This is a genomic window from Nocardia sp. BSTN01, assembly GCF_015354405.1.
GTDB lineage: Bacteria > Actinomycetota > Actinomycetes > Mycobacteriales > Mycobacteriaceae > Nocardia.
In genome coordinates this window covers 1-14,606 of record NZ_JADKYP010000032.1, presented here as the reverse complement: position 1 = coordinate 14,606, position 14,606 = coordinate 1, and the positions used below count along the sequence as shown (strand labels likewise).

Annotated in this window: 10 protein-coding genes; 1 reads left to right on the top strand and 9 read right to left on the bottom strand. The window is 69.6% G+C overall.

Translation table 11 applies throughout. From position 1 onward, the window contains the following. Nucleotides 1-3: 3 nt before the first annotated feature. The 3 genes from IRT45_RS23185 to IRT45_RS23175 all read right to left on the bottom strand — a co-directional run bounded on the left by IRT45_RS23185 (nt 4) and on the right by IRT45_RS23175 (nt 5,198). Nucleotides 4-1,005, bottom strand: coding sequence for a DNA-3-methyladenine glycosylase (locus tag IRT45_RS23185; protein WP_228534818.1), 1,002 nt, complete (start codon nt 1,003-1,005; stop codon nt 4-6). Between the two features lie 427 nt (nt 1,006-1,432). Then, a complete protein-coding gene (locus IRT45_RS23180; protein WP_194807930.1) occupies nt 1,433-4,204 on the bottom strand; it encodes an FAD-binding and (Fe-S)-binding domain-containing protein in 2,772 nt (923 codons plus the stop codon). A gap of 94 nt (nt 4,205-4,298) precedes the next feature. After that, nucleotides 4,299-5,198, bottom strand: a complete 900-nt coding sequence (locus IRT45_RS23175) for an NADP-dependent oxidoreductase (RefSeq protein WP_194808043.1) — start codon at nt 5,196-5,198, stop codon at nt 4,299-4,301. Nucleotides 5,199-5,385: 187 nt separating this feature from the next. On the opposite strand from IRT45_RS23175, the gene IRT45_RS23170 reads away from it, so the two are divergent. Then, nucleotides 5,386-7,266 (top strand): ABC transporter ATP-binding protein, encoded by a 1,881-nt coding sequence (locus tag IRT45_RS23170; RefSeq protein WP_194807928.1) that lies wholly within the window; start codon nt 5,386-5,388, stop codon nt 7,264-7,266. A gap of 49 nt (nt 7,267-7,315) precedes the next feature. Here the strand turns inward: IRT45_RS23170 and IRT45_RS23165 are convergent, their stop codons facing one another. The 6 genes from IRT45_RS23165 to IRT45_RS23140 all read right to left on the bottom strand — a co-directional run bounded on the left by IRT45_RS23165 (nt 7,316) and on the right by IRT45_RS23140 (nt 14,604). Further along, nucleotides 7,316-8,575 carry a Cmx/CmrA family chloramphenicol efflux MFS transporter gene (locus IRT45_RS23165; RefSeq protein ID WP_194807926.1) on the bottom strand — a complete coding sequence of 420 codons (1,260 nt, stop codon included), beginning with the start codon at nt 8,573-8,575 and terminating at the stop codon, nt 7,316-7,318. A 100-nt stretch (nt 8,576-8,675) separates the two neighbouring features. Next, a complete protein-coding gene (locus IRT45_RS23160; protein ID WP_194807925.1) occupies nt 8,676-9,248 on the bottom strand; it encodes a TetR/AcrR family transcriptional regulator in 573 nt (190 codons plus the stop codon). A gap of 86 nt (nt 9,249-9,334) precedes the next feature. Continuing rightward, a complete protein-coding gene (locus IRT45_RS23155) occupies nt 9,335-10,330 on the bottom strand; it encodes an oxidoreductase (protein ID WP_194807924.1) in 996 nt (331 codons plus the stop codon). Between the two features lie 77 nt (nt 10,331-10,407). Continuing rightward, nucleotides 10,408-12,480: a hypothetical protein gene (locus tag IRT45_RS23150; RefSeq protein WP_309241112.1), complete on the bottom strand. Its 2,073-nt coding sequence runs from the start codon at nt 12,478-12,480 to the stop codon at nt 10,408-10,410. Nucleotides 12,481-12,671: 191 nt separating this feature from the next. Next, complete coding sequence (locus IRT45_RS23145) at nt 12,672-13,457, bottom strand: enoyl-CoA hydratase/isomerase family protein (protein ID WP_194807923.1); 786 nt, start codon at nt 13,455-13,457, stop codon at nt 12,672-12,674. A 115-nt stretch (nt 13,458-13,572) separates the two neighbouring features. Continuing rightward, nucleotides 13,573-14,604, bottom strand: coding sequence for a DNA polymerase IV (locus IRT45_RS23140; protein WP_375540142.1), 1,032 nt, complete (start codon nt 14,602-14,604; stop codon nt 13,573-13,575). Nucleotides 14,605-14,606: the final 2 nt, after the last annotated feature.

The following is a 14,606-nucleotide window of genomic DNA, read 5'->3' as shown; positions in this document are numbered from 1 at the left end:
CGTTCAGATCCGGCTGTGGTCGACCAGCGGGGTGCGTGGGCCGAACGCCGGTTTGCGCGCCTGACCGGATATCTCGAGCAGCCGGATCGCCCGATAGCGGTGCGGGCGTAGCGGTTCGAGACAGTCGACCATGCCCTCGTCGTCGAGCGGGCGGCCCAGCAGTGTCCAGCCGACGATCGCGGCCAGATGAAAATCACCGACCGACAGCGCGTCGGCGTCACCGAAAGCCCGCTGCGCGATCTCCGCGGCCGTCCACACCCCGATCCCCGGCACCGCGCGCAGCCGCTCGGCGGCCTGCTCCGGAGCCATCGTCGCGGCGGCTTCCACCTTCTCCGCCATCCGCGCGGCGGTGACGATGGTGCGCGAACGCTGCGGATCGACATTGGCGCGGTGGTAGACCCAGGACGGGATATAGCGCCAGGTCTGCGCCGTCGGCGGCACCCGCATCGGCGCGGGCGTCGGCCCGGGCGCCGGTTCGCCGTACTGCCACACCAGCTTTCGATACGACCCGCGAGCGGTGATGGTGTGCACCCGCTGTTCGAGCACGGCCGGCACCAGGGCTTCGAAGACCAATCCGGTGCGGAGCATGTGCAGGCCGGGATGACGCCGATGCGCCTCGGCGATGCGGGGATGTTCGGGCGCGAAGTCGTCGAGTTCCTCGTCGACACACAGCATGCGGGGCAGCTGTTCGAGGAATTCCGCCGCACCCGGGCCCCAGGCCCGCGCGGCGACCACATCGGTATCGGCCTGGACGAGGCGGTAGGTCACCGGTCCGCTCGCCATGCGCGACGCTCGCCAGTGGGCGCCGTCGGGCGTGACGCGATGGCACGGGTCGCCCTGCCCCCGGCGCAGCGGGGCGAGGGTGTCCGCGAGGGCTATCGGCCGCGACGTGGTGAGGGTGCGGGAGTGGCCGCGTTCGGTGGCGCCGTGACTCGCCGGGGAGGGGTTCGCGTGCGGGGCGCGGTACCGGGGCGCGGTCACCCCGGATCGGGGGTCGTTGATCATCGGCCTGCCGCGTCCTCGCACCGACCCATTGTGCGCCGTGCGCGGGCACCGCCGGGCGGGGACCCGCCGGAAAAAGCCGCGCGGCGCCGCTCGGAACGATATCTCGAGGAAACTCTCAGGTGAGAATATGGCGGACGTCACGGATTCGCGCAATCATGTAACGATACGATCACGCACGCCGATTTCGCTGAGGAATGATGTCGACAGCAATCATTCGGCAATGTCACAACGGAGGTGTCCATGCTTACCAACATCCTGAATTGGCTGCTCAGCGCGTGGGGCGGGGTATCCGCCGGTAGCTCCGGCTACCAGATTCCTCCGGGCACCCTGCCGTTCGGCAGCTGATCCCGTCGCCGCCCTCGCCCGCCGCGTGTCGATGCGGCGGGCGTGCGCGGTCCGTCATCGCCGCGACCTCCGAACATCTGAATCATTGATCGTTCAGATATTGCGCGAGATGACGACCCCGCCGACCGGCCAACTGTTCGGCTTGAGTTCGACAGGAAAATCCGTCGGCCAGCAGCGGCGTCGCCGCATCGGCCGCCCGTAGTGCCGGAAGTAATCCGCCCTCCGCGACCGCGACCGAAATCTCGTAATGCCCCGATTGCATTCCGAAGTTTCCAGCAAGTCCGCAGCATCCGCTGATTTCGGTGATCTTCGCACCCGTTCGGTGCAATAACCGCCGGTCGGCGTCGAAACCCGTGACGGCATGCTGATGACAGTGCGGTTGCACCAGCACGGTCTCGCCCGAGCGGTCCGGCGGCTGCCAATCCGGTTGCTCCGTCAGGAATTCCGCCAGCGTGCGCACCGCGCGGGCGGTAGGAGTCGAGCGCGGATCATCCGGGAGCAACTGCGGCAGATCCGATCGCAGCGCGGCCGTGCACGACGGCTCCAGGCCGATCACGGGGCCGCCCGCCCGCACGTGCTCCGCCAGTGCGTCGAGACCGGCCCGCAACCGCTTGCGCGCCCCGTCGAGCTGACCCGTGCTGATCCAGGTGAGGCCACAGCACACCCGGCGATCCGGAATGCGGACGCGGTATCCGGCCGATTCCACGAGTTCGACGGCCGCCCAGCCGATGTCCGGGGCGAAGGCATCGGTGAAGCTGTCGATCCACAGCATCGCCACCGGACCGTCCGGATGCCTGTCCCGTCCGCGGTGCGCCCACTGAGCGCGGAACGAGCGCGGCGCCAGTCGCGGCGCCGGACGTCGCGGATCCATACCGGCCAGGCGCATGCCCGTTCGCCGTAGCCATCGAATGCCGGTGAACGCGTTCACCGTTCGCGGTATTTTCGTGCCCACCGCCAGCCATTGTGGCAGGCGGCCGAGGACATAGTGGTCGATCGGTCGCGGCCGTCCCTGGTACGCGCGGTACAGCGTCTCGGATTTGTAGGTCGCCATATCGACACCGGCCGGGCAATCGGACGAACAGGCCCGGCAGGACAGGCACAGATCCAGCGACTGCGCCACCGCCTCGTCACGCCAGTCCAGGGCACCGCGCACGACCTCCTGCAGGACCCGCGCGCGCCCCCGGGTGCTGTCCTTCTCATCGGCGGTGGCGAGGTAGGACGGGCACATGAAACCGCCGGTCGAGCGGGTGTCGGCGCGACATTTTCCGACGCCGACGCAGCGATGCACGGCCGCGCCGATATCGCCGTCGGCGGGGAACGGGAAACCGCCCGCCGCCGGAACCGGCCGAAGCCCGGGCAGACGCAGGTGGGTGTCGACCGGTTCGGGCCGGACCAGAACCGCCGGGTTCAGTATCGCGTCCGGGTCGAAAAGCCCCTTGAACTCGGCGAATACGCGCAGGGCGTCCGGTGAGTACATGCGCGACAGCAGTTCCGAGCGGGCGCGGCCGTCTCCGTGCTCCCCGGAGGCCGAACCGCCGTAACGGACCACGAGATCGGTGGCGTCGAACAGGAAGTCGCGGAACCGTTGCGGCGCACGGGCGATCGGAAGGTCGAGCCGGACGTGGATGCAACCGTCGCCGATATGGCCGTACAGCAGGCCGTCGACGCGGTGATCACGCATCAGCCGTTCGAAGTCACGGAGGTAGTCACCGAGACGTTCGGGCGGGACGGCGGCGTCCTCCCAGCCCGGCCAGGCCGGTTCGCCCTCGGGTGTGCGTCCGGCGAGGCCGGCGCCGTCGGCGCGAATCCGCCACAACCGGGCGGCCGTCCCGGCGTCGGTGACGATCCGGGTGTCGAGAGCGGCACAGGCGGCGGTCACCGCGGCCGCGCTGTCGTACGCCGATTCCTCGGTGTCCCCGGCGAATTCGACGAACAACCAAGCTCCGCCCACAGGTAGTTCCGGTACCGCCCGTCCGTGTGCGCGCACGACATCCACCAGCCGCGCGTCCAGGCCCTCGACCGCGATCGGACGGCCCGCCATCACCGCCTTCACATCGTCGGCGGCAGCGGGCATATCGGGATAACCGAGCACCGCGACCGCGGTCGCGTTCGGCAGCGGAACCAGATCCACGGTCGCGTCGAGAACGAGGCCGCACGTGCCCTCGGACCCGACGAACGCCTTGGCGATCGACGCACCGCGTTCCGGGGTGAGGTACTGCAGGCCGTATCCCGAGGCCTGCCGATCGAAGCGGCCCACCTCGGTGCGCAGGGTCGCCAGATTGCGGCGGGTGAACTCCGCCAGACCGGGCACGACCGAGAGATCGGCGGCCAGTGCGCGCTCGGCGCCGGTACCGTCGAGGATGCGCAGCTCACGCACGGTATCGGAGGTGCGGCCCCAGGACACCGCGCGCGGGCCGCAGGCATTGTTGCCGATCATGCCGCCGAGGGTGCAGCGGTTCTGCGTCGACGGGTCCGGCCCCAGTCGCAGGCCGTGGCGTCCGGCGGCCTGCTGCAGGCCCGAGAGCACCACACCCGGTTGCACTCGGGCACAACGGCTTTCGGCATCGACGGACAGCACGGTGTTCATGTACCGGCTGAAGTCGAGCACCAGTCCGGGCCCGATCGCATTGCCCGCCACGGATGTTCCGCCACCGCGTGCGGTGATCGGCGTCCCTTCCTCGCGGGCGAATCGCACGGCCGCGGCCACATCCTCGTCGCCGCGTGGGTAGACCACCGCCGCCGGGAGGACGCGATAGTTCGAGGCGTCCGAGGAGTACTCCGCGCGGCGGCGGACGTCGTCGTCGACCTCGCCGTCGATCCGGTCGCGCAGGGCCCGCACCCAGGAGTCGGTCATATCGCCAGCGTAGAACGCGGGGACCCGTCCGCTCACCGCTCGGGATCGCCACGCACGGCGAGACCCGGTCGGCCGCCGCGTGCCGCCGAGCCGGTTAGGGGAGCAGGACTATCTTGCCGAGTCCGTGACCGGTTTCGCTGTCGCGCTGGGCGGCGGCGGCCTCGGACAGCGGGTAGGTACGCGCGACCCCGGGGAGACGAAATTCCCCCACGGCGACCGATTGCGCGAGGCGTGCCACGATGTCGAGGGCGGGGCCGCCGGTTCGAGCGAAGAACGTGACGCCCTTGTCGACGGCGGCGCCGTCGGCGATGGTGATGATCCGATCGGTACCGCCGCGCAATGCGATCGCGGCGTCGAGGAATCCGTGACCGGCGCAGTCGTAGACCGCGTCGACGCCGTGCGGCGCCAGCTCGCGCACGCGCTCGGCGACGCCGGGACCGTAGGTGGTCGGGACCGCACCCAGCGTGCGCACGATCTCCTGGTTGGCGGCCGAGGCGGTGCCGACGACCGTCGCGCCGCGAGCCCGGGCCAGCTGCACCACGAACGCGCCGACCGCGCCGGAGGCGCCGTTCACCAGCAACGTCTCGCCGGACTTCACGGCCAGTTCGTCCAGGCCGGTACCGGCCGTGTTGGCGGCGACCGGGATGGCGGCGGCCTCCGCGAACGACAGCTCGGCCGGTTTGGCGACGAGTTGGGTGGCCAGCGCGTATTCGGCGTAGCCGCCGCCCTGAGCCCAGCCCAGCACCTCGTCACCCGGCTGGAACCGAGCCTCGGGTCCGGCGGCGTCGACCACACCGGCGATCTCGAATCCGGCCCGGCGGGGGAATCCGGGCGGACCGGGCATCAGTCCGGCGCGCATCTTCCAATCGGCCGGATTGACCCCGGCCGCCCGGATCGCCACCCGCACCCGATCTCCGGTGGGATCCGGAATCGGCACCTCCACCTGCGTCAATACCTCGGGCCCGCCCACTCGCTCGTACTGCATCGCTCGCATGTTGGGGTTCGACGACATGACGTCGACCTTAGGAGGCCGACGACCGGCAGCCGGGCGCAGCGCCGGGGCGCACGTCACCCGGCGCTTGCGCTCGTGGCGAACCGGGACTACTTGCTCTCAACCTTTGTTGAGGTCTTAATGTCGGTGGCCCGGGGTTGAATGAGCCCGGCAGCGGAAGGAGATGCGGATGAGCATCGAATCGGTCGCGTGGAGTCAGCTGTACCGGCAGGCGCACGCACCCCAGCAGCGGCGCGGTCTGCGCCGGGAGACGGCCGCGCGCATTCTGCGATTCGCGCGCCCGCATCGGGCTCAGCTCATCGGCTTCCTGGTCTTCAGCATCGCGTCCGCGCTGCTCACGGTGGCCAATCCGGTGCTGGCGGGGCGAGTGGTCAACGACATCGTCGGCCATGCGGCACCGCGCTCGGTCCTCACCCTCGCGGCGGTCATCGCGCTGGTGGCGGTGCTCGACGCGGGCCTGGGCATCGTGATCCGGTGGTTGTCGGCGCGGATCGGGGAGGGACTGATTCTCGACCTGCGCACCGCGGTGTTCGATCACGTGCAGAAGATGCCCGTCGCCTTCTTCACCCGCACCCGCACGGGAGCGCTGGTCAGCCGGCTCAACAACGACGTGATCGGTGCGCAGCGCGCGTTCAGCACGACCTTGTCCGGCGTGGTCACCAATATCGTGACGCTGCTGTTGACCGTGGCGGTGATGGTGCGGCTGTCCTGGCAGATCACACTGCTGGCCCTGATCCTGCTGCCACTGTTCATGTTTCCCGCCCGCAAGATGGGCACCCGGATCGCGAGCATCCAGCGGGAGGCCGCCCAGCTCAACGCCTCGATGAGCACGCAGATGACCGAGCGGTTCTCGGCACCCGGCGCCACCCTGGTGAAACTGTTCGGACGCCCGGATCAGGAATCCACGGAATTCGCGGTGCGCGCCGGGCGGGTGCGCGATATCGGCGTGCGGACCGCGATGCTGCAGACGGTGTTCGTCACCGCGTTGACGCTGGTGTCCGCGCTGGCCGTGGCATTGGTCTACGGCCTCGGCGGCTGGTACGCCCTGCGCGGCCAGCTCGACGCCGGCGCCGTGGTCGCGCTGTCGCTGCTGCTGACCCGGCTCTACACCCCGCTGACGGCCCTGGCCAGTGCGCGGGTGGACATCATGTCGGCGCTGGTGAGCTTCGAGCGGGTCTTCGAAATCCTCGATCTGAAGCCGCTGATCGAGGATGCGCCGGATGCGGTGGCGGTTCCGGCGGGCCCGGTCTCGGTGGAATTCGACCGGGTGCGTTTCGGTTACCCGTCGGCCGACAAGGTCTCCCTCGCTTCGCTGGAGGATGTGTCGACACTCGACCATCGCGGCGGCAGCGAGGTGCTGCACGAAATTTCGCTGCGCGCCGAGCCGGGGCGGATGATCGCCCTGGTCGGATCCTCCGGTGCGGGTAAATCGACCATCGCCCAACTGGTTTCGCGGCTCTACGATGTGGACGGCGGCGCGGTCCGGCTCGGCGGCGTCGACGTGCGGGATCTGAGCACCCGGTCGATCCAGGACACGGTCGGACTCGTCACCCAGGACGGCCACCTGTTCCACGACAGCATCCGCGCCAATCTGCTGCTGGCCCGGCCCGAGGCGAGTGAGACGGAACTGTGGGACGCGCTGGAGCGTGCGCGGTTGCGCACGGTGATCGACGGGCTGCCCGACGGTCTGGACACCGTGGTCGGCGAACGCGGATATCGGCTGTCCGGCGGTGAACGGCAGCGATTGACCATCGCCCGGCTGCTGCTCAAACAACCGCGGGTCGTCATCCTGGACGAGGCCACCGCGTCGCTGGACTCCACCTCCGAGGCCGCGGTGCAGGAGGCCCTCACCGAGGCACTGGAGGGACGGACCGCCCTGGTCATCGCGCACCGGCTGTCGACCGTCCGGAACGCGGACGAGATCCTGGTGATCGAGGACGGCAGCATCGTCGAACGGGGCAGTCATGCGCAACTGCTCGCCGAACAGGGCCGGTACGCGGAGCTCTACCGCACCCAATTCGCCGACGATACGGAAGTCGCTGCGGCATAAGGTGTTCGGCGCGGAGGTGCGGTTCGCACCTCCGCGCCGGCATCCGTTCCTACAACTGCGCCGGGACGCCGGCCGCACTGTCGTTGGCAGCCCCGGATCTCCGGGATGTACCGGCAGTCGGCGGTCCCGCGATTTCCGCCATATCGGAGCGTTCCGCCGTACCCGAACGCGTCCCACCCGCGGTCCGGCTCAGCCCGACCAGGCCCAACGCCAGCACTCCCAGGCCCGCGCCGATCCAGCCCACCACCGAGTAGTCCGCGCCGGCGCCGAGGGCGAGTCCGCCCAGCCAGGGGCCGAGGGTGATGCCGATGTTGAACGACATCACGTTGCCCGCCGCGCCGAGCGTTCCGGCGGCCGGGGCGAGGGCGAAGACCCGGCTGTTCAGTACCGGATTGGTCCCGAAACCGAAGGCGCCCAGCAGGAACGACACCACGACGACCGCCGCCCACGAGTGCGCGGTCAGCGCGAGTATCGCCGAGGCGAGCACCAGACCCGAGATTCCGACGGTGAGGCTGCGCAGCGGATGTGCGTCCGCGGTGCGTCCGCCGATGACGATGCCGGCGAAAGAGCCGAGACCGTAGACGCCCAGCACCACCGGCACCCAATTGTCGCCGATCCCGGTCGTCTCGGTGAGCAGGGCGCCGAGGTAGCCGAAGGTGACCAGCAGCGCGGCGGTGGCCGTCACGGTGGTGCCGTACAGCAGTGCCACCGGGCGGGTGGCCAAGGCGCGCAATTCCTTTCGCACCGGCGGCGCCTGCTCGGCGCGCTGTTCGGGCACCGCGATAGCCACCGCCACCATCACCAGCGCGCATCCGGCCGCCACCGTCCAGAACGCCGCACGCCAGCCCAGATGCTGACCGATGAAGGTGCCGGCGGGGAGTCCGAGAATGGTCGCGATGGTCAGGCCGCCCGCGACGACGCTCATCGCCCGTCCGCGCGCTGTCGGCGGCACCAGTCCGACCGCGGTCGCCGAGGCCGCCGACCAGAATCCCGCGTAGACGAAGGCGCCGATGACGCGTGTGCCGACGAGAACGCCGTAGTCGGAGCTCAGCGCAGCCACGACGTGGGTGGCGACGAAGACGGCGAGGAAGGCCAGCAGCGCGGTTCGCCGCGACCAGCGCGCCGTGACGACGGCCAGCATCGGCGCGCCCACCAGCATGCCGACGGCGAAGGCCGAGATCAGCAGTCCGGCTTGTGGAACGGTGACGCCGAGATCGGAGGCCATTCCCGTGAGCAGGCCGGACAACATCATCTCCGAGGTGCCCTGCGCGAATATCGCCAGGCCCAATATGTATACCGCCGAAGGCATTTCGTTTCCCTTCTCATTTTGGATCATTCAGTTCAAAACTAAGACATGCGTAGTTACGACTCACCGCCCGATCATGTGACGGATCGTCCGGGCCGATCGATCAGAGGCAGCGCAGGGCGACCTCCGCGATACCGGCCAACGTGTCCCGGGAGGCGCCGCCGCGTGCCGCGACCCGCATACCGCCGATGGTGGCGACGACGAATTGGGCCAGAGCGGACGGATCAGCTCGCTCGTCGACCTCACCCGAGGCCTGCCCGGCGCGAATCACGCCGACCAGCGCGGACATCCGACGATCCAGATCGGCACGCAGCATCGCGGCGACCTCGGGGTCACGGGGGCCCATCTCGACCGTCGTGTTCACGACCAGACATCCCAGCGGATCGTCCTCGGGCGCCTCCACCACACGCCGCAGCAGCGCCTCGATCTTGTCGCGCACCGAACCCGGACCGTCGAGCAGTTCGAACGTATCCGCGTTCTTGAACTCCATGTACCGCCGCAGCGCCCGCGCGAACAGGTCGTGCTTGCTGGTGAAGGTGTTGTAGATACTGGAGCGGCCCAGACCGGTGGCCGCACAGAGGTCCTGGGTGGACGTGCCCTCGTAACCGGCGCTCCAGAAAGCGCGCATGGCCGCGTCCACCGCCTCCGGTTCGTCGAACTGCTTCGGTCGTGCCACGCGGTCAGGCTAACACGTTTTGGATAGATCAGTTCAAAACCGGGCCGGCGAATGGCGGGCGTTCGATTCCGACGTCCGCCGCTCGATCAGAATTCGCCGGCCACCGCCAGAACGGTACGCCCGGAGTGGTGCCCGCCGCGGATGGCGTGCAGCACCGCCTCGGCCTCGGTGATCGGCGCGATATTCTCCAGCGTCGACAGGTGCCGGGGCTTCAGATCCTTGCCGAGCCGGCCCCACAGCGCGCGCCGTTGGTCGATCGGGAAGTTCACCGAATCGATGCCGAGCAGTCCGACTCCGCGCAGGATGAACGGCATGACGGTGGTGGGCAGTTCGGTCCCGCCGGTCAGGCCGCTCACGGCCACCGACCCGCCGTAGCGAACGGTGCTGAGGATGTGGGCGAGTGATTTACCACCGACGCTGTCGACCGCGCCGGCCCACTGCGCCTTACCCAGCGGCCGAGGCTTCGCGTCCGGATCCTCGGGCAGGCGGCCGATCACCGCGGCCGCACCGAGGGTGGACAGCAGCTCACCCGCATCGGTCTTTCCGGTGGAGGCGGTGACCTCGTAGCCGAGGCCGGACAGGATGTCCACCGCGACACTGCCGACGCCGCCGGTCGCACCGGTCACCAGCACCGGCCCGTCCCCCGGGGCCAGCCCGCGGTCGAGCAGCGCCTGCACGCTCATGGCCGCGGTGAATCCGGCGGTGCCGAGGGCCGCCGCCTCGCGCGGGCTCAGGCCCTCCAGCTTGACCACCCATTCGGCGGGCACGCGCGCGTATTCGGCGAAGCCGCCGTTGTGCGCGACGCCGATCTCGTAACCGTGCGCGATCACGAGATCACCCACCGTGAAGGCGGCATCCTCGGAGGCCACCACCTCGCCGGACAGGTCGATTCCGGGGATGATCGGGTAATTGCGCACCACACCGCCGCGCGGGGTGATGGCCAGCCCGTCCTTGAAGTTCGCACTCGAATAGTGCACCTTGATCGTCACCGTGCCCGGCCCGAGGAAGTCCTCGCCCACCTCCTCGCGGGCCAGTACCACGCCGTCGTCGGTCTCGTGCGCAACCATCGCCTGGAACTGCATGCGTCCGAGCATAGGGTGGGCGGACGCCTCGCGGCTACGACCGACTCGCAGCCGCACCCCGTTCGGCACGTCGGCGATCAATGCCCGAATGCGGCGACCCCTACTGGACCGACACCGACGCACACATCCAAACCTGTCGTGCGAGAACCGATTCGCAACACCTCACCGCTGCCGACCACATGGACGAACACCGTGTGGACACCCGCACGCACCGGCGCCACCACCGCCTCGCCGTGTTCCATCGCCACGGTGAGGCGTCCGTCCCGATTCGCGAAATAGTTGATCTGCGCGGTCCACCCGTGCTCGAGCATGGGCCCGTCCAGCCACAGCGCCACCGGGTCGGAGCCGTCGACGCGGTATCCGCAGCCGGGTTCGGGACCGGCGAGGATGCGGCGATTCCACCAGACCGAGGCATCGACGAATTTGCCGTCGTCGGTGATCATCCGCAGGTGCGGTGTGGAAGTGCCGAAGGCACCGTCCGGGGCGATCGGGCCCAGCACCTGGGCGGCGAGATTCTGCGGATAGGTCATCGGCGTCAGCACACCCCACGGCACCTCCTGCTCCAGCAGCGGTGCGCCGTCATGATCCGCGAAGGCCGCACGGGCATTCGTGAGATAGGTGCGCGTGGGGGAGATTTCCCACGAGCGCGCGAACGAGACCGTCGTGTAGACGCTGCTCACTACGAAGGCCGCTGTCAGCACGATCGCGACTGCTCGCGAAGCCGGCACCGGACCAGGTGATTTCGGCCCGGTCGCGTCCGCGTGCCGGCTCGTTGTTCGCGGCCGCGCAGCCAGCAGCAGAGCGGTCGCCGCTGCCAGCACCACCGCCACGTCGGCCAGATAACGCAGCGACTGCATGAGTTCGGCGGCGGTATTGGGGCCGCCGCGGATCAGCACGATCGGAAGGGCAACGGCCAGAACGTATCCCGCGACCAGGATCCACACCGGTAGCACGCGGCGGCGCAGTCGCAGTGTCACCAGGACCACCACGGCGAGAATCAGCCAGGCGGGCACCACGGTCCACCCCGGCGGCGTGGCCCACGGTGTCGACGGCAGCCAGCGCGCCCACACCCACGGCCCGCCGACCAGGGTCGGGACGATCCCGAGGGAGGTGGCGCTGTGCAGAAGTCGCCGCGCCCCGGCCAGGCTGGTGTCGACCGCGATGTGGTCGGCGACGGTGAGATAGGCCGCGCCCCAGCCCGCCAGGATCAACGCCGAACCGGCCCACAGCGCCGCGCCCGTGCGCGCCACGTCGCGAATCGATGCCCACCCGCTCGGGCCGCCACCGTCGCCCGCCCGCTCGGGAGGCGTGGCGGCCTCACCGAGGTCCGATTCGGCCTCGCCCGCAGGCGAAACCGCATCGACGATGCGGGCACCGACGATGTAGCGCTCCAGCACCGCGACAGCGAACGCGACGAACGGCACCACCACCGCTTTCTCGAAGAACAACAGCCCCACGATCAGCACCAGCACACCGGAGACCGCATAGCGGCCCCGGCCGGTGCGCACCAGCAGCACCGCATCCGCGATCACCCATGCCAGCGCGAACTGCAGCGGCAGCGCGTTCAGCGAGGCTGCCCACCAGGCGAATGCCGGAAGGGTCAGCGGGCAGAACAGATAACCGATCAAGGGAATCAGCACGGCCCAGCGGATCGCACCGGCTCGCCGTGGAACGAGTACCAGCAGCATGCGCAGCACCGCGACCGAGGCCGCGAGCTGTAGCAGCAGCATGGTCACCACCGGCCCTGCCCATTGCAGCGGCGCGACCCGGGTCACCACCCATGCGGTGGCGAAGGCCAGGGGCATGAAATGGCCGTCGTGATCGTAGAGCAGCAGATCGGCGGACCAGAGCGGATAGCGGTCGGCGCGACCCACCAGGATGAGATCGTCCCAGTAGAAATAGCCGCGCCCGGCCACCCAACCGCGCAGCCCGATCTGCGCGAGGATCAGCAGCGCGGCGACAAGCAGCACAGGGGACCGGAGGCGGCGGGCCACCGCGCGCGCCCGGGCGGCCACAGATCCGCCGGATTCGCCTCGGCGCATCCCGGACGCGGACTCCGACCGGTCCGCGTCGGGCGAATGCTGCGGCCGCGCGGTGGCCGCGCGACGATGTGAGCCGTCGACCTGTGTGGCGAACGAGGCGGTCCCCACGTCGAGAGCGGAAGGCGCGTCATCGACACGGCCACCGCCCGCGCGAGTCCTGCCGCCTCCGGAACCGCGAGGGCCCGATTTCGACCGTGCCGGGAGCGGCGCCCACCCGCGTGCGAAGCCGGGCGCCGAGAACATGGCACCCCACCCTAGTGGCCCGCGACCGGGCTCGCTCGTGGCGACGGCTCAGTCCCTCACTCGAAGACGGGGGCGCGCTTGCCGAGGAATGCCGCGATGCCCTCGGTGCCGTCGGGCGAATCGGCACAGGCGGAGATGAACGCCGCCTCGCGCGCGGTCTGCTCCTCCAGCGTGTGTGAGGAGCTCACCAGCAGGAGCTTCTTGACGCTGGCATTCGAATGCCGGGGGCCCGCCGCGAATTCCGCGACCAGTTCGTCCACGGCGGCGGCGAGTTCGGCGTCCGGCACCACGCGATGCACGAGATTCCAGTCCAGCGCCTCGGCCGCCGTCAGGGTGCGGTTGGTGAGCATCAGTTCCTGCGTGCGGCGCAGGCCGATCAGGCGCGGCAGATAGTAGGACGCGCCGCCGTCGGGACTCAGCCCGGCGCGGGTATAGGCCATGGTGAACGCCGCCGATTCGCCCGCGAGTACCAGGTCACCGGCCATCGCCAGGCTGAATCCGGCGCCCGCGGCCACACCGTTGACCGCCACGACCAGCAGGGCGTCCATCCGGGCGAACGACGAGAGCGCCTCGTGCAGGTCGTCGGCCAGGCCCTTCACGTAGTGGCCGGCGCCGCCGCCCTGGGCAGCCATGGCCTTGAGGTCGCCGCCGGCGGAGAAGAACCTGCCCGCACCGGTCAGCACGACCACCTTCAGCGCCGGATCGTCCACACACTGCCCCGCGATATCGGCCAGTTCCCGGCCGAGGACGTGGTCGATACCGTTCGCGGCCTTCGGCCGGTTCAGGGTGATCCGGGCGACGGGGCCGGTGCGCTCGAAAGTGATCGTCTCGTACTCGCTCATGGGCTGCCTTTCGGTCGAGTCTGCGGGCCCAGCATGACAAACGGCCGCACCGCATGCGACGCCGCCACCACCGAGACATATCCGGCATCCCGGCACGGAAACGCGGGGCCTCGCGCTATTGCGGGACGAGTTCGAGTCGCACCCCGAGCAGCCGGACCGGCCGATCGAGTTCGAACCGGTCGATGATCTCGAGTGCGACCGCGGTGATCGCCTCGGCGTCGATCGTCGGTTCGGGCAGCTTCTTCTGCTTGGTGCGGGTGTAGAAGGTGTTGGTACGCACCGTGACCCCCACCCGGGTGCCGATCCGGCCGGCCGCGGCCATCTCCACGGCGACCTCGCGGGCCAGCCGCGCGACCTGTGCGCGAATCTCCTCGCGATCGGTCAGATCGTGCGGGAAGGTTTCGGATTTGCTGCGCCCCACCGGAATTCGCGGCTCGGTCACCACATCGGTATCGCCGGCACCGTGTCCGAGAACCCAGAGATAGGGGCCGGTGGCCGGGCCGAATTCGGTGGCCAGGACATTCCGGTCGGCGGCCGCGAGCTGTGCGACGGTGTCGATGCCCAGGGCCGACATTCGCTGCGCGATGCGCGTGCCGATACCCCACAGCGCGCTGGTCGGGCGGTGCGCCATGAGTTCGTTCCAGTTCTCCGCGGTGAGCCGGAAGATTCCGGCACCCGGCTCGGCGGTCCGGGACGCCACCGCCGCCTCGCCTTCCGAATGCTCCTGTCCCGCAGACTCCTTCGCAACCGTGCCATCGCGTTCGGTGTCGGTGCTGTTCGCGCCCTCGGCGTCCGTACCTTTGCCGACACTCTTCGCGAATCCGGTCGCCAGTTTCGCGCGCAGTTTGTTGTCGCCGATACCTATCGAACAGGTGAGATTCAATTCCCCTATCGCACTGCGGATTTCGCGTGCGAGCCGTTCGGGATCGTCGGTGTCGGCGGCGAGGAAGGCCTCGTCCCAGCCCAGCACCTCGACCCGCACCGGGAACCGCCGCAGCACCTCCATGACCTCGTCGGACGCCTCCTCGTAGGTGGTCATGTCCAGGGGCAGGAACACCCCGTCCGGACATTTGCGGACCGCGGTGCGCAGCGGCATTCCGGCCCGCACACCGAAGGCCCGCGCCGGATACGACGCGCAGGTGACCACCT